Source organism: Proteiniclasticum sp. (assembly GCF_003514505.1).
In the GTDB taxonomy this organism is placed as follows: domain Bacteria; phylum Bacillota; class Clostridia; order Clostridiales; family Clostridiaceae; genus Proteiniclasticum.
On record NZ_DOPX01000024.1, the window covers coordinates 52,363 to 72,286 of the forward strand.

Sequence of the window (19,924 nt, forward strand, 5' to 3'; positions counted from 1 at the left end):
AGTAAATGAGAATCACCAATAATACCCTGACAGGGAACTATTTGAGAAATCTAAACAGAAATCTCAAAGCCATGCAGAAATATCAGAACCAGCTGTCTTCCGGAAAGGAAGTCTCAAGACCATCGGACAATCCGATGCTGGTGGCAAGAATCATGCAGCTGGACAGCAACGTCCGGATGAATGAGCAGTATGAGAAAAATATCAGTGATGCCCTTGGGTGGACGGACACTGCCGATGGCGCTCTCAATGTTGTGACCAGTACACTGCAAAGAGCAAGAGAGCTCATCATCTATGGAGCCAACGGCACCTTGTCTGATACAGACAGATCGGCGCTGAAGGATGAAGTGGATACACTTCAGGGGCAGCTCATGCAGGTGCTGAACACCAATTATGATGGACGTTATATTTTTGGTGGGCAAAAAACTACAGAACCACCATTTAGTATTGTGGATGGAAAACTTTCGTACAGTGGAGACAGCAGCAACATTGAAAGAGAAATCTCCAAAGGGGTAAACATCGCAATTCCCACCAATGGAAGCGGGATTACCTTCACGGAAGGAGCATCATTGGGCAATGAGGAGATCGGATCTCTGTTCAAGAACATCTCAGAGGCGCTGGATTCTGGAAATACAGAAGATCTATCCGGTAAACTTCTGGGGGACATTGACAAGCATCTGGACAACACCATCCGGTTCCGATCCAAAATGGGAGCAGTGTATAACAGACTGGAGTCCGCCAAAGAAAGAAATGCAGCGGAGAATCTCAGTATGACAGAACTTTTAAGCAAAAGTGAAGACATTGATCTTGCGGAAAAAATGATGGAGTTCTCCACCATGAGAACGGTGTATCAGGCTTCTCTTCAGACCGGTGCTCAAATTCTTCAGCCTAGTCTTCTGGACTATATAAGGTAGGGATAAAAGATGCTGATAAAAACAAAATTCCTTGGTGAAGTAGAGATGGATGAGAAGAACATTCTGGTGTTTCCGGAAGGTATCTTAGGTTTTGAGGACAGCAGGAAGTTTATCCTTCTGCCTATACCGGGCAATGATATTTTTCAGGTGCTGCAGGATGTGGAACATGACTATGTGTCCTTCATCGTAACGGATCCATGGAAGTTTAAAGAAGACTATGATGTGGAGGTTCCGGATGAGGAACTTCTGAAAATTAATATCGTTAAAAAAGAACAGATTGGTGTCATGGGCATTGTGACTCTTTCGGATGTATTTGAAAAGAGCACACTGAATCTTCTGGCCCCGGTGATACTGAACACAGAACATCTCATGGGCAGACAGTATGTGCTGAATCAGGCAGGATACAGCACAAAGTATCCTCTCTTTGAGAAAAAGGAGGAGACGAGCCATGCTGATTCTTAACAGAAAACAGGGGGAGAGCCTGATCATTGATGACAAGATTGAGATCAAGATCCTGGAAGTATCCGAAGGGAAAATCAAGATTGGGATTGAAGCACCAAAGAGCGTGAAGGTTTTCCGCAAGGAAGTCTATGAGGAAATCAGGGAAGAGAACAAAAAGGCATCCACCATATCGCTGGATAGCTTCAGTAAACTTCAGGGACCGCTAAAATAGCGGTTCTTTTTTTCTTCAGGACGTTCAGTGTGAACGCACCTTTAACTTCTATTTTTTCATCCGATAAAGAAAGAAGAAGCTGGAGGTGAACGGAAATGAGGATTGAAGGTCATGACCCGCTAGTGAGGCTATTGGAGCAGTTAAACAGCAATAGCGTGGGCAACAATGAAAACGGGGAGCATCTGAAGCCTGAAGAGATACTGAAAGAAGTGGAGAGGGTTCTCACTGAAAGAGATCAGGTGCTACTAACAGGAGAAAAAAGCTCCCAGGAAGTAGCGTACTCAAGGAAACAAGGAGAGGCACCTGAAACATATCTGCGGAGAATCTCATGGGAAATCTCCAGACAAAAAGAGAGTGAAAAAGGATCTGGAGGATCAGATCAGGTGCAAAAGAGGATAGAAGACGCCATGGAGCAGGCGGCTCTTTACCATGAACTGGCGAAGAATACCATGAACAGTAATAAATCTCGCTCTCCATCTTCCGGTGATTCTTTGGATATAGAGAAGATTCTCTATATCTTTACAATGGTCATGGTGATTTCCATAATTCTATATATATTATTCAACGTGTGATAAAAAGTGACAGAGATAGGCTTAACTATCTCTTTTTTTGTCCGATAAAATAAGAAACAGCACTGCTATGCAGAAATGATATTGAGATAGAAAAAGTAGATAGAAAACATTTTGAAGGATGTGAACAGCTTGATTCAAGTTTCTGGAATTTCCAATGAACATGTAGGCGCAGTGACAAAAGTGGAACCACCAAAACTGGCGAGGATTGAATCTTTGATTCGTGATGAAAAAGTCATGGAATTCAAAAGATATCCGGATCCGGAAGAGAAGGCGTTCACCAAAGATGAAGTTGAGAAGGCGGTGGATTCCACCAATAAGATTCTCAAAGAGGAACATAATGCGAAATATCAGTTTGAAATCCATGAAGGCACTGGACGGGTGATGGTGAATCTTGTGGATATGCAGACAAAAGAAGTTCTGAAAGAAATCCCACCAGAGAAGATTCTGGATTTGGTTGCGAATATCTGGGAAAGATTAGGGCTTCTTGTGGATGAAAGGGGATAAAGATGTCAATTAATTTTATGGGTTCCTATTCAGGAATCGACCAGACCATGATCGATCAGCTTATGGCTATTGAAAAGAGACCTCTGGTTCAGATGTCCGAAAGAAAGACCACCATGGAATCGCAAAAAAATGCGTGGAATGATGTAAGAACCAGGCTGAACAATCTTTTTGAGAAAATCAAGGTGCTTCAGAACAGTGATACGTTCAGTTCCATGAAAGCCACTGGCGGCGAGTCTGCAACCATTACTACGAGTAAGAATTCACCTGAAGGTGTGTATGAGATCTCTGTGCAGCAGCTTGCTACAAAAACCTCTGTCATCGGGGGGAAGATTGTTGAAGCATCCGGTGACAGCACCAAGGCCCTCGGGCTCACGGGAAAATTTTCCGTTAATGGCACAACAGAGAAGCCCAATGAGATTGAAATCACAGAAGCTGATACTGTAAGGACTGTGGCGGATAAGATCAACAGTATTTCCAAAGAGTCTGGTGTCCGGGCTTCCATCATCGACAACAGGCTGGTTTTGAACAATGTGGACACAGGAAATAAGGCCATCACACTGAAAAATGAGGTGGGTACTGTTCTTGACAATCTGGGACTTGGCACAGATGCAGGGCTTTCCAATAAAGCGGAGGTCATTCTAGGACAGAATGCCAAGTTTAAAGTCAATGGTGTGGAAGTGGAGCGTCAAAGCAACACAGTGAAGGATGTGGTGGAGTTCACCACCATCAACCTGAACAAAGCTCATGCAGCGGGCGGGTTTGACACCATCACCATCTCTAAGGATACCTCAAAGGTGGAGGAGGCGGTGAAAGGTTTTGTGGATCAGTATAACTCCACCATGACCTTCATCTCCGACCAGCTGAAGGCAGGAAGCCCCGATGATGGAGGAGAAAAAAGAGGGACCCTAGCCAGTGACGGATCTCTTATGAGGCTTCAGTCCTCGTTGAGAACCATGGTGACCTCATCCCTTTCCAATGAGAATACAGCAATTAAAGACTTATCCCAGCTTGGGGTCTCGACAGTGGACCGGTTTGGCCAGCTGACCTTTGATGCCAGCAAGCTGAAAGAAAAGCTGGAGGAAAATCCAGTAGAGGTACAGAACTTTTTCTTGAGCAAGAACAGTGAAGGGAAGGATATCGGTTTTGTGCCGAAGATCAACAGCTATATCGACACCTTCTCTTCCTCTACAGGAATCATCAAAGGAAAAACAGACAGTTTTGAGAGAAGCATCAAGGAAGTCAACAAGCAGGTGGACGCTTTTACACTTCGAATGGAGCGTAAAGAGCAGTATTATATCTCCATGTTTTCGAAGCTTGATACCGCTATGATGGAAGCCGAGTCCCAGATGGGATGGCTCACCAGTCAGATCAGTGCCCTTTCCGCTTCTTCAGGAAGCAAGAAATAGTTTAGGAGGATCGTTTAGATGTACGCAGGAACCAATGCCTATGCCAGTGCAGGAAATGCCTACAAAAGTAATGAAGTGCTGACAGCACCGAAGAAGAAGCTTGTGGTGATGCTCTATGATGGAGCCATCAAAAATCTGAAGCTTGCAAAGCTTGCCATAGCAGACAAGAACATCGAAAAGACAAACAATGCCATCATCAAAGCCCAGAATATCCTAGCGGAGTTCATGAGCACGTTGAATTTTGAGGATGGAGGAGAAATTGCAAAGGGTCTTATGAATCTCTATCAGTACATGTATGACCGCACCATCCGGGCCAATATCGACAAAGATCCTGAAATTCTTGACGAAGTTATTGGAATGCTGGAAGAACTTCGAGACACCTGGAGCAGAATATGAAAAGCAGAATAGAGCTTCTGAAGGAGAAGAGGAATCTTCTCCTTGAAGCCTTTGAAGAGACTCAAGTGGATTTTAAAAATCCGGAGGAATGCATTCTGGCCATCGCTAAAAACTCTGGGAAAATTGAAGAGATGAAAAGTCTTGATGAGATGCTGCGTGAAATGACTTCACTTTCTGAAGAAGGAGAAAGAAGTCTGGAGGAAGAGATCCATAAGCTTCTTCTTGGGACAAAAGGCAATCTTGAAGTCATCATCAAAGGGCTCCAGAAAGAGAAGAGAGTGACAACGGAGTCCATGACTGATTTTGCACGGATCAGAAGCATTGCAAACAGCTATGTGAAGACCGCTCAAGGTCCTGTCTTTGTGGATCGGGACTTCGAATAATGAGGAAAACTGCGCGTTATTTGAACCGTAATATCAAAAGAACGCCTGATAGAGAAGCTTCAGAATGAAACATTGTGAAAAGGGGAGTACTGCGTTGAAAGAACAGTTGGGGAAAGTGAAAGTAAAATTGCCGAAGATACCAAAGGTGAAGCTGCCAAAGGTGAAACTGCCGAAGAGGGATGCGAAAGAACCTGTGGATGTCTCAGAACCGTTAAAAGTGAAGGCAGACAAGAAGAAGAGCAAAAAGAAGAGCGTGAAACTCTCCGGAATCAAGTGGCCTAAAAAAGGGAAAAAACAGGACCAGGAAATGAGTGCCTTAAAAAGCAAGAAAAAGATTGGAACAAAACTTGTGGTCATGACGCTGCTTATGGTGATCACTCCGCTTCTTGTTTCCAATGCCGCAAGTCTTCTCTATATGAACAAGAACTATACGGAAGAGATGGAAGCGAACAATGCCATGCTGGCGGATGCCATATCCAACCAGGTTGGCGCTTTCGTAGAAAGAGCTTTTATGATTACAGAGCAGCTTTCTGTGAATAATGATGTGAGAGATTATAACGGTATGGCACAGTCAGCTGTACTGGCGAACACCCAAAGAAGCTATGATTTTTTTGATCTCATTTACGTTACTGACACCTCAGGAATGCAGACCGCCCGAAGTTCAGGTAAACTTGCCAACCGCTCTGACCGCTGGTGGTTCAAACAGGTGACAGAAGACAAGAAGCCTTTTGTCAGCCATTCCTATTTCTCTCTTACAGGAAATACAGCGGTAACGACCATTGCCATGCCGGTGTACAACCATAATATGTTTTTTCTAGGGGTGCTGGGAGCGGACATCAAGCTTTCATCCTTCCAGAAGGTCATCGAAGAATACAGTGAAGGAAGCAGATATGCGTTTATTGTAGATGGGGATGGTAAAGTTCTGGCGCACCAGAACTACAATATGGTATCCGAGATGTTCAACTATGTGACGTTAACAAAGACGGTCACAAGAAGAGATGCGTCCGGGAAAGTACTCACAGATCCTAAGGGGAATCAGATGATTGATGAGGTGCCTGTGAGAGCTCCTCAGGCTCTGTCGGATATCGTGAAAAAAGCTGTCGCAGGGGAAGAGGGTGTGGAAGAGTACCTGGATCTGGATGGAACAGAACTCATCAGCGCTTTCCATCCGATTACGCTGCCTGGAGAGTCGAAATCCTGGGCGGTGATCACCGTAGAAAACAAATCAGATGCCATGGCTTTTATCACCGACACCATCTACTTCAGTTTAGGTATTGCGGTGGTTTCCTTGATTCTTGCAGCGGTGCTTGTATCGGTTTTCTCTAAGAGCATTTCAGGGCCAATCAAGGCGTCGTCTCAGTATCTGGCAAAGATTGCCAAGGGAGACTTCACCCTGCAGGTGGATGAAAAGCTTCTGAAAAGAGAAGATGAGATCGGCATCATCTCCCATGGCATCAATGAGATGAAAGATTCTTTGCGCGCTCTGGTTCTTCGAATCACAGCATCATCAGAGGACATCAACCATCAGGTGGAAAACTCTGTGCGGTCCATCGAAGCGCTGAACAGCAATCTGGAAAGTGTATCAGCCACCACAGAGGAACTGGCAGCGAGTATGGAAGAGACTGCAGCATCCACGGAGGAAATGGCAGCGGCGTCCAATGAGATTGAACGTGCGGCTCATTCCATAGCGGAGAAATCCCAGCAGGGTGCACTGGCGGCAAGAGAAACAGCCGAAAGAGCCGATGCAACTCAAGACAAGGTTCGGGAAGCTCAGAAAAAATCCAAAGAAATTTTCGCTTCTGCTAAAGAAGATCTGGAAAAAGCCATTGAGGATTCTAAAGTAGTGGAGCAGATTCGTGTGCTCTCTGACGCGATTTTGCAGATTACAGCCCAAACCAACCTTCTGGCACTGAATGCTGCCATTGAAGCTGCGCGTGCTGGAGAGGCAGGAAGAGGCTTCTCTGTGGTTGCAGATGAAATCAGGAAGCTTGCTGAGCAGAGTAAGAATGCTGCAACCCAGATTCAGTCTGTAACCGGTAAAGTGACAGACAGTGTGGAGAATCTCTCCAAGAGCTCCAATACACTTCTGACCTTTGTGGAGACTGATGTCCAGAATGACTACGAAAGTATGCTGGATGTGGCCGATAAGTACAACAAGGATGCAAGATATTTTGATGATCTTGTCACAGAGTTCAGTGCAACATCGGAAGAGCTTCTGGCGTCCATTGAAAATGTGGTCCATGCCATTGAAGCAGTGTCTACTGCTGCGGGAGAAAGTGCGGAAGGCACCACGGACATTGCCGAAAAGGTTTCTGAGTCCACCATGAAGTCCAGTGCAGTGATGGAGGAAATGGAGAAAACCAAGCTTCAAGCAGTGAACCTCCAGAAAGAAACCGAGAAGTTCAAACTGTAAGAAAAAACAGAAGAAAAATTATGAAATAAATATGAAAAATGTATGAAAGTCATAAAACCAATTCATAATAAGGATGGTTTTATGGCTTTTTATGCATTCGTGCATATGGTTTGATAAGTATATATCATATTTGAACATAGTGATTCCATTAGTACACAAAAGTAGTGTTGGTATAAATCATTATCTCATTATTTTCCGACAATTTTATACAAAAATTTTAAAGATTACCGAAAAATCGTTAAAAATACTATGGAACATACTGTTTGATTCTGAGTTCATACGCGGATGCTTGATAAAAAAGTGAACATCTCATGATTGGTACCTGCGTTTATTTCAATTAAAATTGAATCAGATGCTAAAACCCTTGCAAATGGTGCTTTAGCGTGCGGTTAGTTTTTTGCAAAACCATACAGATTTCATTGCAATTTAGAATATGAACGGATAAAATTGGTAGTGATTGAAAAATAAGAAAGTATGAACACAATTATATTTATTCATATCAAGGAGTTTTTACTGAATATACCTGGGAGGGGTGTTTAATGAAAGATCTGACCTATCAGATTGTGAAAAATGGACTGGATGCATCTGCAAAAAGGCAGAGAGTCATTTCATCGAATATTGCCAACGTGAATACACCAGGTTATAAAGCATCAACGGTGAAATTTGAAACAGAGCTCCAAAAAGCCATTGAGAAGAAGGGGACCCTTGTCACCACACATGAAAAGCACCTGGGTGCTGCTGAAGCGTTTAAAGTTACAGGACAGGTGGAAAAAGTCGAAGGTAGTTCCATGAATGAGAATGGCAATAATGTAGATATTGACAGAGAAATGGTGGATTTAGCGGCCAATGAGATCTACTACAACGCTCTCATCGAACAGGTGAACCGTAAACTGAGCGGGATGAGCTATGTCATCAACCGCTAGCGGATGGGTTTTCATACTGAAAACGGAAGTATGCATAGAAAAAAGAAAGTTCATCTAGCTCATCTGTAGCATGCTACAGATATTTCGTGAATACTAAGTATAGCAATACATATTATGAATCATCAATCAGGAGGGAACTATGTCTGTATTTAATTCTATGAGAATCAATGCCTCAGGACTTACACTCGAGCGGATGAAGCTGGATGTCATCTCCTCGAACATTGCCAATGTAAACACCACAAGAACAGAAGAAGGCGGTCCCTACCGAAGAAAAGAAGTGGTTTTCCAGGAAATGGTGGAGAAAGCCCAGAATACAGTCAGCGGGCTGGGACAAAGAATCACTTCTGGTGTGAAAGTCACCGGAATCAGGGAAGACCAGGAAGGTCTGCGCAGTGTCTATGATCCTACCCACGTGGACGCGGACGAAAATGGATATGTGCTTATGCCCAATGTGAATCTTCTGGATGAGATGGTAAAGCTCATTGAAGCCCAGAGAACTTATGAAGCCAACGCTACAGCGCTGAAGGCCAGCAAATCCATGCTGAACAAAGCCATAGAAATCACAAAGGGGTAAGAGCTAAATGACAAACATCAGCGGCAATTATAAAAATATTTTGGACAGATACAGTCTGCTTTTGAATCAGACAGGAAAGGCGGAGAGAAAAGAGGAGGCGGATTTTTCCAGCTTAGGGCTTGGAGAAAGTTTTGGGGATCTTCTCACCTCTCAAGTGGAAAAGCTGAATATGACACAGCTCAGCGCAGACCAGATGGTCAGCGACTTTGCTGCAGGAAAAACCGATGATCTCCATAATGTGATGATTGGCGTGGAAGAGGCTAGACTCAGTATGGAGCTGGCGGTTCAAGTCAGGAATAAGATTATTGAGGCATATAAAGAGCTCACACAGATGCAGCTTTAGAGATGGAAGACAATGATGTTTTAACATAGGTGCGGATGGTTTTTTCGTGGCAGCTGACAGAATAGAAGGACAACAATAAGAATGAAAAAATATCAAACTGCTTTGTGAAAGCATACTGACGAAAGAAAAAGAATTCTGCAGAACTACTGAGCTGATTTTCTTCCCTTAGGAGTGCAATTTAGAGCAGTTTTAGTTTTCGCAAAAAGTCTGATGAATGGAAGTAACCTTACTAGGCAAGGAGCAACTGATTAATGGATAGCATCAAGAATACCTCAGAGAAAATAAAAGGCGGATGGAGCAAAATGGATCCGGGCAAAAGAAAGGCGCTGATACTCATCGTTTCAGCGGTGCTTCTTTTCGTCGTTCTATTTTCCGTCTATTCCAGACAGGTGACCTATGCCACCCTGTTCCAGGGACTGGAACTGGAGGATGCTGCAGCCATAACGGCAGATCTTGATACACGTGGAAATATCAGATACAAGATTGAAAACGGTGGACGGGATATTCTCATTGATGAGAAGCATGTGGACAAGTACAGGCTGGAGCTTGCCATGAACGGTATGATGCCGGACAAGTCCACAGGATTTGAGATTTTTGACAATATGGGCATGATGGTCACAGATGAGGACCGGAAAATCATGTATCAAAGAGGCCTTGAAGGAGAACTTCAGAGGTCTATTATGTCATTGACAGAGATTGAAAGTGCCCGTGTGCATCTGGTGCTCAGCGAAGAGAGTATTTTCGACACCGAGAGAAGAGAAGCTTCTGCGTCGGTGATCCTCAGTTTGAAAACCGGAGCGAAGATCTCTGCTGATTCCGTTCGGGGCATCATCGCCCTTGTCACAGGAGCGGTGAACAACCTTCCAGAAGAAAAGGTGCAGGTCATTGATACCAGAGGCAACCTTTTAAGTCTTGGCCTTACGGGGGAGACCTCTTCGGGAGTGGGTCTTCTGGATAAGCAGTCAGAGGTGAAGAGAAGCTTTGAGAAAGAGATAGAAAATAACATCCTGAACCTTTTGGGACCAGCATTTGGACCGGATAAACTGAAAGTGGCGGTTTATGCGGATCTTGATTTTGATGCGGAAGAGCAGACAGTCATTGCCTATCGTGATCCTGTCATAAGAAGCGAGCAGAACAGCGCTGAGGGGCCGAATCTCAATGTGGGGGAAATCACAGACAATCCCATTGACGACAACACCCAGAATGTTCTGGACGGGGAAGAGGACGGTATGGGTTCCTATGAAGGAACAAAGAACTATGAACTGACGGAAACAACCACACGTACCGTAAGAGCACCTGGAAAGGTCCAGAAAATTTCCACCTCGGTTCTCTTTGATGGGAATCTTACGGAAGCGCAGCTCCTTGCCATCCGGAATCTTGTTTCTACGGCCACAGGCTATGATCTCAACCGAGGGGATCTCATCAGCGTGGAAAGCATGGAGTTTGACAAGAGTTACCAGGAAGCCCTGGAGGAAGAACTGGAAGAGCAGAAACGTCTGGAGGAGGCCAACAGGACCTTTATGGAACGATATGGTGATTATATCTATCTAGGTGTGTTCAGTGTTTTGGGACTGGTCATTGTTCTTTCTGTGATAAAACTTATTTTTGGAAAGAAGAAGAGAAGAAAAGAAGAAGACCTTCCAGTGATGCTTCCACAGGCTCAGGCTGAACCACTGGGACAGACCGTGGACATCATTGAGGAAGTGTATCAGAAATTTGAGGTGAAAGAGAATCAGAAGGAAAAGCAGTTGAAGGAATATGCCGAAGAGCATCCTGAGATTGCTGCAGATCTCATCAAAGCCTGGATGAAAGAATGAGGGTGATATGACCTATGCAAAATAAAGATAACAGCGGTATAAAGAAAGCGGCCATCCTGCTGATTTCCTTGGGACCGGACATTTCAGCACAGATCCTTCGGATGCTGCCAGATACCATGATTCAGAAGGTCACCTATGAGATTGCCAATACAGAGTATGTGGAGCCTAAGGAACGGGAGCGGGTCATTGAGGATTTCATGGATATGGCCTCAGCACGGGAATACATCATCGATGGCGGTATAGACTATGCAAGAAATCTTCTTACCAAGGCTCTTGGGACTGTCCGGGCAAAAGAGGTTATGGATGTGCTGACCCAGATTCAGCAAAGAGAGATGCCCTTTGCCATTCTAAGGAAAGCGGATACCCATCAGCTGGCCAATATGCTGTCCAATGAGCATCCCCAGACCATAGCGCTCATCATGTGCTATATCCAGCCGGACAAGGCTGCGGATGTGCTTTCGCTATTCCCGCATGAGCTTCAGACAGAAGTGGCGGAAAGAATTGGTGTCATCAACAGAACTTCTCCAGCGGTGATCAAAAAAATTGAGTCTATTCTGCAGAACAAGTTCTCCAACATCATTGAAAGCGATGCGGAGAACATCGGCGGCGTGAAGACCCTTGTGGAAATTCTGAACTCTGTGGACAGAACCACCGAGAAGAACATCCTGAACGATCTGGAGAAGACTCAGCCGGAGCTGGCAGAAGTCATCAAAGCGAATCTTTTTGTGTTCGAAGATATTGTCACCCTGGACAAGAGCTCCATTCAAAGAGTTCTTCGGGAAGTGGACAACGAGCAGCTGGTTCTGGCCCTCAAAGGCGCATCAGAAGAGGTGGCCACGGTGGTTTATGCAAATCTCTCCAAGAGAGCGGCGGACACTGTGCGGGAAGACATCGAGTTCATGGGACCAGTACGTCTTTCCACCGTGGAGGAAGCGCAGCATAAGATTGTGGGCATCATAAGAAGGCTTGAGGAAGCTGGTGAAATCGTCATTGGAAGAGGTGATTCCGATAGCATTATCGTATAGAATAATCAAAAATACAGAGCCTCTAGAAGAAAGGAAACTCACTTCTCTTGATCTTTCCCAGTACATGGAAAAGTCAGAAGCCCTGAAACAGGATGAGATCCGGAAGATCATCAAAAGAGAAGATCCCATGGATGTGGTGAAACGGGAGATCCGTAAGAATCTGGAGGAAGAGATTGAAATCAAAAAAACGGCCATGCTGGAAAAAGCCCGTCAAGATCTTCAGAAGGAACGGGAAAGAGTGTTGGAAGAAGCAAGATCAGAAGGGTTCCAGGAAGGTGTGAGACTCGGCAGAGAGTCGGCGTACCAGGAGGCGGAAGCCATAAGACAGAAGGCGCTTTCCTACCTGGAAGAAGCAGAAAAAGCCGCGAAAGAGTACCTTTTTGAAAATGAGGAAAGGATTCTGAAGCTTTCTACAAAAATTGCGGAAAAAATCCTCGAGAAAGTCATCAAAGAGAGTGAAGAGGATGTGATGCTTCTGGCAAGGCCTATTCTTCAGGAGTACGGTAAGGTCCAGAATGTCATCATCAGCTGCAACCCTTGTAAGGTGGAGCATATGAAGCGATATGTGCCGGAAATAGAAAAAACATGCCCCAATGCGCATATTCTGATTCTTCCGGACAAGACCCTCGGTGATCAGGACATCCGGGTGGAGAACGAGTATCAGATCACAGACCTGTCTATCAGAAAACAGCTGGACAGGTTCATAGAACTGGCCCTTAGCTAGGAGGAGGAGAAAGATGACAGAGGTTCGCTTTGACAGACTGGAAGAGCTTTTGGATGAAAGCACCTTATCCCTGAAAATGGGGAAAGTGAAGAAAGTCATCGGTCTCATCATCCATGCCGTTGGACTCAAGGTGTTTGTGGGAGAAGTGTGTGAAATTCTTCTGGATGACCACAACAAGATCTTTGCTGAAGTGGTGGGGTTTGAGGATGACGGAGTTCTTCTTATGCCCCTGGGAGATGTGCAGGGAATAGGTCCAGGCTGCCTGGTGCTGCCCACAGGCAGCGCACTGAAGGTGAGAGTCGGAGATGAGCTTCTTGGCACCACAGTGGACGGGCTAGGAAATCCCATGGATGAGATCAAGAGAAAACTGACGGGATTTGGCGACATCAACAATATGCCTCCCAATCCTTTCCAAAGAAGGAAGATTGAGGAGGTCATGAGTACAGGGGTCAAAGCCATAGACGGTATTCTTACCTGTGGGGAAGGTCAGCGTATCGGTATTTTTGCCGGAAGCGGAGTAGGGAAAAGTACCCTTCTTGGAATGATTGCCAGATATTCCGATGCGGATGTCAATGTCATAGGGCTCATCGGAGAGCGAGGCCGTGAAGTGCTAGAGTTTATTGAAAGAGATCTGGGGCCCGATGGCTATAAAAAATCTGTTGTGATCTGCGCCACCTCGGACCAGCCTCCTCTTGTTAGACTCAAGGGGGCTTATGTGGCCACAGCCATTGCGGAGTATTTCAGAGACCAGGGCAAAAAAGTCATGTTCATGATGGATTCTGTCACAAGATTTGCCATGGCGCAAAGAGAGATTGGCCTAGCCATTGGAGAGCCTCCTACCACCAGAGGATATACCCCATCGGTGTTTGCGGCTTTACCAAAGCTTCTGGAGAGAAGCGGTATGTCCAAAGATGGTTCCATCACTGCCTTCTATACGGTGCTGGTGGAAGGGGATGATATGAATGAACCGATAGCAGATGCGGTCCGGGGTATCCTCGACGGGCATATCGTACTCACAAGAAAGCTCGCTGGAAAGAACCATTTTCCATCCATTGATGTGCAGCAGAGTGTGTCAAGAGTCATGAAGGAGATCGTCTCCAAGGAGCATTATGACTTTGCTGGAAGGCTCAAAGAGAATATGGCCAGGTATCAGGAGTCAGAAGATCTCATCAATGTGGGAGCCTATGCAAAGGGAAGAAATCCGGATCTTGATAAAGCAGTGGAACTGAAGCCTCTCATAGACCGATTCCTGAAACAGGATGTGGAGGATGCGAGAAGCTTTGAGGAAACGGTGGAGGAGCTCCATAGGATCTTTGGCAGAAGGTAAGACCCATAAGGAATCATTTCAGGAAGGAGTAAAGACATGAAGAGCTATAAGTTCAAAATGGATAAAGTTCTGGAATACCGGGAGAATGTGGAAAAAGTCAAAGTGGAAGACTTTGCCAAAATCACCCATAAGCTTCGTACAGAAGAGGAGCACCTGAAGGATCTGCAGGAAACCCTGGAAGAAAAGAAAAAAGTGAAGCAAGAGGATCTTTATGGCATGAAAATGGGCTTTTTATACAGGGAAAAACTGAAAGCGGAAGTGGACAGGCAAGTGAGCAAAGTAAAGGAAATCTCTGTGAAAGCGGAGGCTGCGCAGCATGTGCTTATTGAAGCCAGGAAAGACCGGAAAATCATGGAGATGCTGAAAGAAAAGGACCGGGAGAAATATCGCCTGGACCTTCTAAATACGGAACAGAAGGAACTGGATGATCTCAGTGTCATGAGATTCATCAAGTGACTTTTATTCATAGAGGCATACGGAAGGTGAAGGGTTTCCCTTTGAGAGCCTTCAAAAAGCTGAATACTGAAAGGAGGTGAGAAATGAGATGAAAACAAACATCATGAATCTCATGATGGGCACAACAGGAACGCAAAATACGGCAGGGACCGCAGTGGAAGTGGATGGAGCGCTTTTTTCCTCTTTGCTTCAGAAGGTGACAGGACAGAGCGGTATAGAAGCCGGAGCTGTTAGTAGTCAAGGTGGTACAGAATCTGTCGGGAAAGAGGAGGATCTCTCTCTAGAAGAAGCTGCAGCAGCGCTTGTGGGGATGATATTCTCGAAACTGCCAGAAGAGAACATTCAGGCAGTGACTCCGGAGAACCTTCTGGATGAAGGCATCGATCTTCTGAAGGAAGCTCAGAAAAACCCAAAGAATGCTCTGGAACTACAGAGTGTCAAAGGTCTTCTTGGATCCTTGGAAAATGGAGACAAAAAGATCTATACTGCAGTGCTGGACATGCTGAAAATGAAGCAGGAGGAACGGATCTCTTCGTTGGAAGGGAACGCGGTATCTGGAATGAAAAATCAGGATGTGGCGCAGCAGGGACAAAAGAATGGGCAGGATACAATCCATGAGGTGGCTTTTCGGAGCATCTTAGGAAATGAGACCCATAAGACTGTGAGTGCAGCTGTGGAGGAAAGCTCAGATGCTGTGGAAAGAACGGAGAATAAAGCATCCCTTCAGATGGATGGTGACGCTGACAAGGCATCAGGGAAATCTGCTGCTTCTTTACGGAAAGAGCAAGAAAAGCCGGGGGATTCTGTAAAGACAGATCTTCTGCAAGTCGGAGCTGAGTCTATTCCTGCAAGGGAAGTGAGGCTTTCTGATGGAAAAGCTGTCAAAGTGACAGAACAGGAGATGAGCCAAAACCTCAAAATCACAGAAGATGCCATGGTAAAATCCATGGAGACGCTGAAAAATGGGGATACAACCACCATGAAACTGAGACTTCATCCGGAAGAGCTGGGGGAGATGGAACTGACTCTTTCCATGGAGCATGGAAAGATCACTGGAAAACTAATGACAGAAAGTCAGGAGATCCGCCAGATTTTCCAGGGAAAACTTCTGGAACTGCAGGAGAACCTGAAAGCCCAGAACATTCAGGTGGTGAAGCTGGAAGTATCCACAAATCTCTCTGACCATAATCAGAGCTTCCAAGGACAGAACCCTCAGGATGAGATGAAAAAGAGATCTCAGGAGATGACGTTAAGAGGGTATGGAAAAATAACTGAAAAAAAGAGCTCGTACAGTCCTGTGGCCCTGAAGAGCCAGGAGGGCATCAGTATTCTTGCATAGGAAAGCAGGTGAAGAAAATGAGAATCAACGGAATCGGTGTACAAAGCACCAATGTGTATGGTCAGGAAGAGGTGAAATCCAATGATACATTGGACGTCAACGACTTTCTGAAAATCCTGACAGCACAGCTGCAGCATATGGACCCTTTGGGCGGAAACAGTTCAGACCCTACAGAGTACATCAATCAGATGACCCAGTTCACCATGCTGGAGCAGATGAACAATCTGGTTTCAAGCATCGGCACCATGACCATGCTGTCTCAGCAGCAGATGTCTTTTTCTCTGGTGGGCAAGGAAGTCAGCATTTTTGACGGAGAGGAAAGATTCACGGGTATCGTGGAAAAGGTCAGATACCGGGAAGGGGTTGCCTATCCTGTGGTGAACGGTAAGGAGTATCCCATGGGCTTCATAGAAGAGATCGGAGGGAAGGAAGATGTCCTTTAAAATTCAAAATGGTCAGATCATCCCATCCACTCATCCGGGACAGGTCCAGGGGAAAAAGCCCTCAGGTGATTTTGAGCGTCTTTATCTGGAATCCATTCAAAAAACCAAAGAGACCGTAAAACTGTCCGCCCATGCCAAAGACCGCATGGATAAGAGGGACATTTCGCTCTCAGAGGAAGATATGAGAAAGATCAATGATGCTGTGGATACCTTAGATCAGAAAGGTGCCAGAGAAGGGCTTCTTCTATACAAAGATGCCGCATTCATCGCCAGCATCAGAAACCGTACCATCATCACTGCCATGAAGGATGCGGAGATTGAGACCATCACCAATATCGACAGTTTTGTAAAAATCAGGTAATGGCTGGACCTCTTGAGGAAGCCATATAGACTTTGCTGAATGACGGATGCAAAGTACAGAAAAAGGAAAAATAAACATCCTAGGAGGAATTTATTATGTTAAGATCCCTTTATTCCGGAGTTAGCGGAATGAGAACCAATCAGGTAAAAATGGACGTAATCGGTAATAATATCGCCAATGTGAATACCACCGGATTCAAATCCGGCAGAGCAAGATTCCAGGATATGCTGAGTCAGACCCTTGCCTATGCACAGGCCAGCACAGAAGAGGCCATCGGAGGCGTAAACGCACAGCAGGTGGGCCTTGGAGTAAAGGTTGGTGCCATCGACACCATCATGACCAACGGAGGTCTGCAGCCAACCAATAGAGATCTGGATTTTGCGGTGGAAGGTACTGGATTTTTCATCGTGACCCAGGAAAATGTGCCGGAAGGCCAGCCCATCAATCAGAGGCTTTACACAAGAGATGGCGCGTTCTACAGAGACAGCCTTGGAAACCTTGTGAATGCTTCGGGTTACCGAGTGGTGGGACAGATGTATGATTTTGAAAATGAAACCTGGCCTGCTGACTTTGCACCTTCCAATCTCCAGACGCTGAAGATCACCAATGAGCTTTCGTACACAGACGCCGATGGCAATGCTGTGAATGTGAATCTGGAAACCTTCTCCATCGACTCCAGCGGTACCATTATCGGTGTTTACGATGATGGTGTGGCCAGAGAGATTGGCAGAATGGTTCTGGCAAAGTTTGAAAACCCTGAAGGTCTTGAGAAAATGGGAAACAACAACTACAGAGCTTCCAGAAACTCCGGAGACGATGTGAAGAGCACAGCAAACTCCGAAGGATATGGCCTTGTGCGCTCTGGTGTGCTGGAAATGTCCAATGTGGATCTGGCCAATGAGTTCACAGACCTCATCATCACCTCCAGATCCTACCAGGCAAACTCAAGAACCATCACCACTTCAGACGAAATGCTTCAGGAGCTTTTGAGCCTGAAGAGATAGGGAAAATTTCACGCAATTTGGAGGATCGGCTAAAGATTCTCCTTAAATAGCCGATTGGTTAAGTAGAACAGTGATATGGAGGAGGCGAAACCTATGATCAAACTCACTGCGTTAAATGGCAGCGATTTCTATCTGAATATCGATTTAATCTATAAAGTGGAGCCTCTTGCAGATTCACTGATCACTTTGACCGACGGCAAAACCCTTCGTGTCAAAGAAACAGCGGACGAAATTGTTCAAAAAATAGTGGCCTACAAAAGACAGATTTTTGCAGGCATTCTGGAGGGTGACGCGAAATGAAAAAAAGTTACAGTGCACTGATTGGATTGGCATCGGGACTTGTCCTTGTTGTCTGGTCCATCACATCCAGTGGGGATATATCAAGCTTTCTGCATGTACCTTCACTGGTCATCACATTGGGAGGCTCTTTAGCCGCTCTTGTGATCAGTTTTCCCATGAAAGACATTATGAAGCTTCCCAAAATCATGAAGCTTCTCATCAATAAGCCGGAACAGGACCGGGTGAAACTCATCGGTATGTTCTCTGAAATGGCAAGAAAAGCAAGAAGAGATGGTCTTCTGGCCCTGGAGGACGATCTTCAGACCATGGAGGATGAATTTTTAACCTCAGGGCTCCAAATGGTGGTGGATGGCATTGACCCGGATGTGATCCGGGAGATCATGACCCTTAAAATGGAGACCACAGAAAGAAGACACCGCATGGGGCAAAGCATCTTCAGTAAATGGGGAGAACTGGCTCCAGCCTTTGGTATGATTGGTACCCTCATCGGGCTCATCATCATGCTGGCGGATCTTCAAGATTCCTCCTCCATCGGATCAGGTATGGCTGTAGCCCTCATCACAACCTTTTATGGATCCTTCTTCTCCAATCTGGTGTTTATTCCCATCGCTTCCAACCTTTCTGCCCAGACCAATGAAGAGATGGTCTCCAAGGAAATGGCCATCGAAGGGATTCTGGAAATCCAGGCGGGTACAAACCCCAGGATCCTGGAAGAGAAGCTCATGACCTATCTGTCTCCTGAAGAAGTGAAAATCCTTCAGTCAGAGAGAACCGTAACCCAAGAGGCGCTTTCTTATGAGTAAGGAAAGAAGACCCAGAAAATCATCAGAGTCCTCCAGTCCGGGTGCACCAGCCTGGATGGCGACTTTTTCGGATATGATGACGCTGCTCCTTACGTTTTTCATTCTTCTGTACTCCATGTCCAGCATTGATGCCCAGAAATTCAAGGAAATCACCCAGAGTCTCCAGTCGGTTCTTTCCGGCGAAGCTTCCAGTTCCATCATAGAGATGGAAGGACCCAACGAGGAGCTTCCTCTGGACAATCCCACCTATGAAGAGGAGGAGGATGAACTGGATCCTCAGATTTCTGAAAGCACCCTGGAAATGTACAGCCAAGTGAAGGACTATGTGGAAACAGAAGGTCTCCAGGCAGAGGTGACGGTAAGCCTCAATAAAAGCGGAGTCTTTGTGAATATCCGTGAAGCCATTTTATTTGAATCCGGGGAAGCGGTGATCAAGGACTCAGGAAGAAGCCTCCTCTCGGATCTCGAAGGACTCTTTCTCTCTTTTGAAAATGAGATCGTTGTGGAGGGACATACAGACAATGTGCCTCATAACTCCAATGAGTATGACACCAACTGGGAACTTTCCGCAGGTAGAGCTCTGGCGGTGGTGAGATATCTTTCCGAAGAGAAGAGCATTCCAGGGGGAAGGCTTTCCGCCATAGGATATGGCGAATACAGACCCATTGTGTCCAATGACACTGAAGCAAACCGGGCACTGAACCGCCGGGTGAATTTACTGATTATCATGGATGAAGGCGAGGAATAGGAAATGGCTCAGGAAGAAAAGCAGAAAAAAGAAAAAAAGAAACCCAACGTGCTGGTGATCATCATCGTGATCATGAGTTTCATCATCATGGTGGGATCTGTAGCTATGGTGTTCATCGCAACAGACATCAAGATCTCGGATATCATGGCTAAATTCCAGAAGCATGAGGAATTTGTGATGCCCATGGACTCTTATGTGGTGAATCTGAGAACGGAAGGGAAGAAAACCACCTATCTGAAAGCGAATGTCTCTCTTCTTTATACCAATGAGGACCACGCGGCAGTATTGACCAATAAGACCAGTCAGCTGAGAGATGTTATTATTCATGATCTCATGGAATATACCCCAGAAGATCTTCTGAAAGAAGGAGGCCTTGCGGGAGCCAAAGTTAAAATCAAAGCCAGCATCAATGCCGCCCTCGGAGAAGATGTGGTGGCAGAAGTCTACTTCACTGAGTTTCTGGTGCAGTAGGAAAAGGA

At 45.6% G+C, this 19,924-nt stretch carries 25 protein-coding genes; all 25 read left to right on the plus strand.

From position 1 onward, the window contains the following. Window positions 1–5 precede the first annotated feature (5 nt). The 25 genes from flgL (at window position 6) to DEF30_RS07805 (ending at window position 19,916) form a co-directional block, all read left to right on the plus strand. Window positions 6–911, plus strand: a complete 906-nt coding sequence (gene flgL, locus DEF30_RS07685) for a flagellar hook-associated protein FlgL (RefSeq protein ID WP_074912172.1) — start codon at window positions 6–8, stop codon at window positions 909–911. A 9-nt stretch (window positions 912–920) separates the two neighbouring features. After that, on the plus strand, window positions 921–1,373 hold the full coding sequence (gene fliW / locus DEF30_RS07690) for a flagellar assembly protein FliW (RefSeq protein ID WP_074912171.1): 453 nt from the start codon (window positions 921–923) through the stop codon (window positions 1,371–1,373). Continuing rightward, on the plus strand, window positions 1,360–1,584 hold the full coding sequence (gene csrA / locus DEF30_RS07695; RefSeq protein ID WP_031574225.1) for a carbon storage regulator CsrA: 225 nt from the start codon (window positions 1,360–1,362) through the stop codon (window positions 1,582–1,584). The genes fliW and csrA overlap by 14 nt, the downstream gene beginning before the upstream one ends. Before the next feature lie 95 nt (window positions 1,585–1,679). Then, entirely contained in the window at window positions 1,680–2,156 is a 477-nt protein-coding gene (locus DEF30_RS07700; protein ID WP_294097888.1) for a hypothetical protein, read from the plus strand. Window positions 2,157–2,285: 129 nt separating this feature from the next. Further along, complete coding sequence (locus DEF30_RS07705; RefSeq protein WP_294097890.1) at window positions 2,286–2,660, plus strand: flagellar protein FlaG; 375 nt, start codon at window positions 2,286–2,288, stop codon at window positions 2,658–2,660. 2 nt (window positions 2,661–2,662) lie between these two features. After that, window positions 2,663–4,066: a flagellar filament capping protein FliD gene (fliD, locus tag DEF30_RS07710; protein ID WP_294097892.1), complete on the plus strand. Its 1,404-nt coding sequence runs from the start codon at window positions 2,663–2,665 to the stop codon at window positions 4,064–4,066. Window positions 4,067–4,084: 18 nt separating this feature from the next. Beyond that, window positions 4,085–4,462: a flagellar export chaperone FliS gene (fliS, locus tag DEF30_RS07715; protein ID WP_074912167.1), complete on the plus strand. Its 378-nt coding sequence runs from the start codon at window positions 4,085–4,087 to the stop codon at window positions 4,460–4,462. Beyond that, window positions 4,459–4,845: a hypothetical protein gene (locus DEF30_RS07720; RefSeq protein WP_294097896.1), complete on the plus strand. Its 387-nt coding sequence runs from the start codon at window positions 4,459–4,461 to the stop codon at window positions 4,843–4,845. Before fliS ends, DEF30_RS07720 begins: the two co-directional genes overlap by 4 nt. Before the next feature lie 94 nt (window positions 4,846–4,939). Then, the gene (locus tag DEF30_RS07725; RefSeq protein ID WP_294097898.1) at window positions 4,940–7,258 is read left to right on the plus strand and encodes a methyl-accepting chemotaxis protein; all 2,319 of its coding nucleotides are present in this window, start codon (window positions 4,940–4,942) and stop codon (window positions 7,256–7,258) included. A 539-nt stretch (window positions 7,259–7,797) separates the two neighbouring features. Beyond that, complete coding sequence (flgB, locus tag DEF30_RS07730) at window positions 7,798–8,181, plus strand: flagellar basal body rod protein FlgB (RefSeq protein ID WP_074912164.1); 384 nt, start codon at window positions 7,798–7,800, stop codon at window positions 8,179–8,181. Between the two features lie 139 nt (window positions 8,182–8,320). Then, on the plus strand, window positions 8,321–8,755 hold the full coding sequence (gene flgC, locus DEF30_RS07735; protein WP_294097901.1) for a flagellar basal body rod protein FlgC: 435 nt from the start codon (window positions 8,321–8,323) through the stop codon (window positions 8,753–8,755). A 7-nt stretch (window positions 8,756–8,762) separates the two neighbouring features. Next, on the plus strand, window positions 8,763–9,098 hold the full coding sequence (gene fliE, locus DEF30_RS07740) for a flagellar hook-basal body complex protein FliE (RefSeq protein ID WP_074912162.1): 336 nt from the start codon (window positions 8,763–8,765) through the stop codon (window positions 9,096–9,098). A 251-nt stretch (window positions 9,099–9,349) separates the two neighbouring features. Then, complete coding sequence (fliF, locus tag DEF30_RS07745; protein ID WP_294097905.1) at window positions 9,350–10,915, plus strand: flagellar basal-body MS-ring/collar protein FliF; 1,566 nt, start codon at window positions 9,350–9,352, stop codon at window positions 10,913–10,915. A gap of 14 nt (window positions 10,916–10,929) precedes the next feature. Further along, complete coding sequence (gene fliG, locus DEF30_RS07750; RefSeq protein ID WP_074912160.1) at window positions 10,930–11,940, plus strand: flagellar motor switch protein FliG; 1,011 nt, start codon at window positions 10,930–10,932, stop codon at window positions 11,938–11,940. A 64-nt stretch (window positions 11,941–12,004) separates the two neighbouring features. Next, complete coding sequence (locus DEF30_RS07755) at window positions 12,005–12,664, plus strand: FliH/SctL family protein (RefSeq protein WP_294097907.1); 660 nt, start codon at window positions 12,005–12,007, stop codon at window positions 12,662–12,664. Window positions 12,665–12,677: 13 nt separating this feature from the next. Then, window positions 12,678–13,991 (plus strand): flagellar protein export ATPase FliI, encoded by a 1,314-nt coding sequence (gene fliI, locus DEF30_RS07760; RefSeq protein WP_294097909.1) that lies wholly within the window; start codon window positions 12,678–12,680, stop codon window positions 13,989–13,991. Between the two features lie 36 nt (window positions 13,992–14,027). Beyond that, window positions 14,028–14,447: a flagellar export protein FliJ gene (fliJ, locus tag DEF30_RS07765; protein WP_294097911.1), complete on the plus strand. Its 420-nt coding sequence runs from the start codon at window positions 14,028–14,030 to the stop codon at window positions 14,445–14,447. Between the two features lie 88 nt (window positions 14,448–14,535). Then, entirely contained in the window at window positions 14,536–15,786 is a 1,251-nt protein-coding gene (locus DEF30_RS07770; protein ID WP_294097913.1) for a flagellar hook-length control protein FliK, read from the plus strand. Window positions 15,787–15,803: 17 nt separating this feature from the next. Next, window positions 15,804–16,229, plus strand: a complete 426-nt coding sequence (locus DEF30_RS07775) for a flagellar hook capping FlgD N-terminal domain-containing protein (RefSeq protein ID WP_294098013.1) — start codon at window positions 15,804–15,806, stop codon at window positions 16,227–16,229. Continuing rightward, entirely contained in the window at window positions 16,219–16,590 is a 372-nt protein-coding gene (locus tag DEF30_RS07780) for a TIGR02530 family flagellar biosynthesis protein (RefSeq protein WP_294097915.1), read from the plus strand. The genes DEF30_RS07775 and DEF30_RS07780 overlap by 11 nt, the downstream gene beginning before the upstream one ends. Before the next feature lie 95 nt (window positions 16,591–16,685). Continuing rightward, window positions 16,686–17,594, plus strand: coding sequence for a flagellar hook-basal body complex protein (locus DEF30_RS07785; RefSeq protein WP_294097917.1), 909 nt, complete (start codon window positions 16,686–16,688; stop codon window positions 17,592–17,594). A gap of 93 nt (window positions 17,595–17,687) precedes the next feature. Beyond that, window positions 17,688–17,894: a flagellar FlbD family protein gene (locus DEF30_RS07790; protein ID WP_294097918.1), complete on the plus strand. Its 207-nt coding sequence runs from the start codon at window positions 17,688–17,690 to the stop codon at window positions 17,892–17,894. Beyond that, complete coding sequence (locus tag DEF30_RS07795; protein WP_294097920.1) at window positions 17,891–18,697, plus strand: motility protein A; 807 nt, start codon at window positions 17,891–17,893, stop codon at window positions 18,695–18,697. The genes DEF30_RS07790 and DEF30_RS07795 overlap by 4 nt, the downstream gene beginning before the upstream one ends. Next, window positions 18,690–19,445, plus strand: coding sequence for a flagellar motor protein MotB (locus DEF30_RS07800; RefSeq protein ID WP_294097921.1), 756 nt, complete (start codon window positions 18,690–18,692; stop codon window positions 19,443–19,445). Before DEF30_RS07795 ends, DEF30_RS07800 begins: the two co-directional genes overlap by 8 nt. A gap of 3 nt (window positions 19,446–19,448) precedes the next feature. After that, on the plus strand, window positions 19,449–19,916 hold the full coding sequence (locus DEF30_RS07805; RefSeq protein WP_294097922.1) for a flagellar basal body-associated FliL family protein: 468 nt from the start codon (window positions 19,449–19,451) through the stop codon (window positions 19,914–19,916). Window positions 19,917–19,924 lie beyond the last annotated feature (8 nt).

Bases quoted from the DNA above. Each gene is read 5' to 3' on its own strand.
- flgL (WP_074912172.1), top strand. From the start codon at position 6: ATGAGAATCACCAATAATACCCTGACAGGGAACTATTTGAGAAATCTA.
- fliW (WP_074912171.1), top strand. From the start codon at position 921: ATGCTGATAAAAACAAAATTCCTTGGTGAAGTAGAGATGGATGAGAAG.
- csrA (WP_031574225.1), top strand. From the start codon at position 1,360: ATGCTGATTCTTAACAGAAAACAGGGGGAGAGCCTGATCATTGATGAC.
- DEF30_RS07700 (WP_294097888.1), top strand. From the start codon at position 1,680: ATGAGGATTGAAGGTCATGACCCGCTAGTGAGGCTATTGGAGCAGTTA.
- fliD (WP_294097892.1), top strand. From the start codon at position 2,663: ATGTCAATTAATTTTATGGGTTCCTATTCAGGAATCGACCAGACCATG.
- fliS (WP_074912167.1), top strand. From the start codon at position 4,085: ATGTACGCAGGAACCAATGCCTATGCCAGTGCAGGAAATGCCTACAAA.
- DEF30_RS07720 (WP_294097896.1), top strand. From the start codon at position 4,459: ATGAAAAGCAGAATAGAGCTTCTGAAGGAGAAGAGGAATCTTCTCCTT.
- flgB (WP_074912164.1), top strand. From the start codon at position 7,798: ATGAAAGATCTGACCTATCAGATTGTGAAAAATGGACTGGATGCATCT.
- flgC (WP_294097901.1), top strand. From the start codon at position 8,321: ATGTCTGTATTTAATTCTATGAGAATCAATGCCTCAGGACTTACACTC.
- fliE (WP_074912162.1), top strand. From the start codon at position 8,763: ATGACAAACATCAGCGGCAATTATAAAAATATTTTGGACAGATACAGT.
- fliF (WP_294097905.1), top strand. From the start codon at position 9,350: ATGGATAGCATCAAGAATACCTCAGAGAAAATAAAAGGCGGATGGAGC.
- fliG (WP_074912160.1), top strand. From the start codon at position 10,930: ATGCAAAATAAAGATAACAGCGGTATAAAGAAAGCGGCCATCCTGCTG.
- DEF30_RS07755 (WP_294097907.1), top strand. From the start codon at position 12,005: ATGGAAAAGTCAGAAGCCCTGAAACAGGATGAGATCCGGAAGATCATC.
- fliI (WP_294097909.1), top strand. From the start codon at position 12,678: ATGACAGAGGTTCGCTTTGACAGACTGGAAGAGCTTTTGGATGAAAGC.
- fliJ (WP_294097911.1), top strand. From the start codon at position 14,028: ATGAAGAGCTATAAGTTCAAAATGGATAAAGTTCTGGAATACCGGGAG.
- DEF30_RS07770 (WP_294097913.1), top strand. From the start codon at position 14,536: ATGAAAACAAACATCATGAATCTCATGATGGGCACAACAGGAACGCAA.
- DEF30_RS07775 (WP_294098013.1), top strand. From the start codon at position 15,804: ATGAGAATCAACGGAATCGGTGTACAAAGCACCAATGTGTATGGTCAG.
- DEF30_RS07780 (WP_294097915.1), top strand. From the start codon at position 16,219: ATGTCCTTTAAAATTCAAAATGGTCAGATCATCCCATCCACTCATCCG.
- DEF30_RS07785 (WP_294097917.1), top strand. From the start codon at position 16,686: ATGTTAAGATCCCTTTATTCCGGAGTTAGCGGAATGAGAACCAATCAG.
- DEF30_RS07790 (WP_294097918.1), top strand. From the start codon at position 17,688: ATGATCAAACTCACTGCGTTAAATGGCAGCGATTTCTATCTGAATATC.
- DEF30_RS07795 (WP_294097920.1), top strand. From the start codon at position 17,891: ATGAAAAAAAGTTACAGTGCACTGATTGGATTGGCATCGGGACTTGTC.
- DEF30_RS07800 (WP_294097921.1), top strand. From the start codon at position 18,690: ATGAGTAAGGAAAGAAGACCCAGAAAATCATCAGAGTCCTCCAGTCCG.
- DEF30_RS07805 (WP_294097922.1), top strand. From the start codon at position 19,449: ATGGCTCAGGAAGAAAAGCAGAAAAAAGAAAAAAAGAAACCCAACGTG.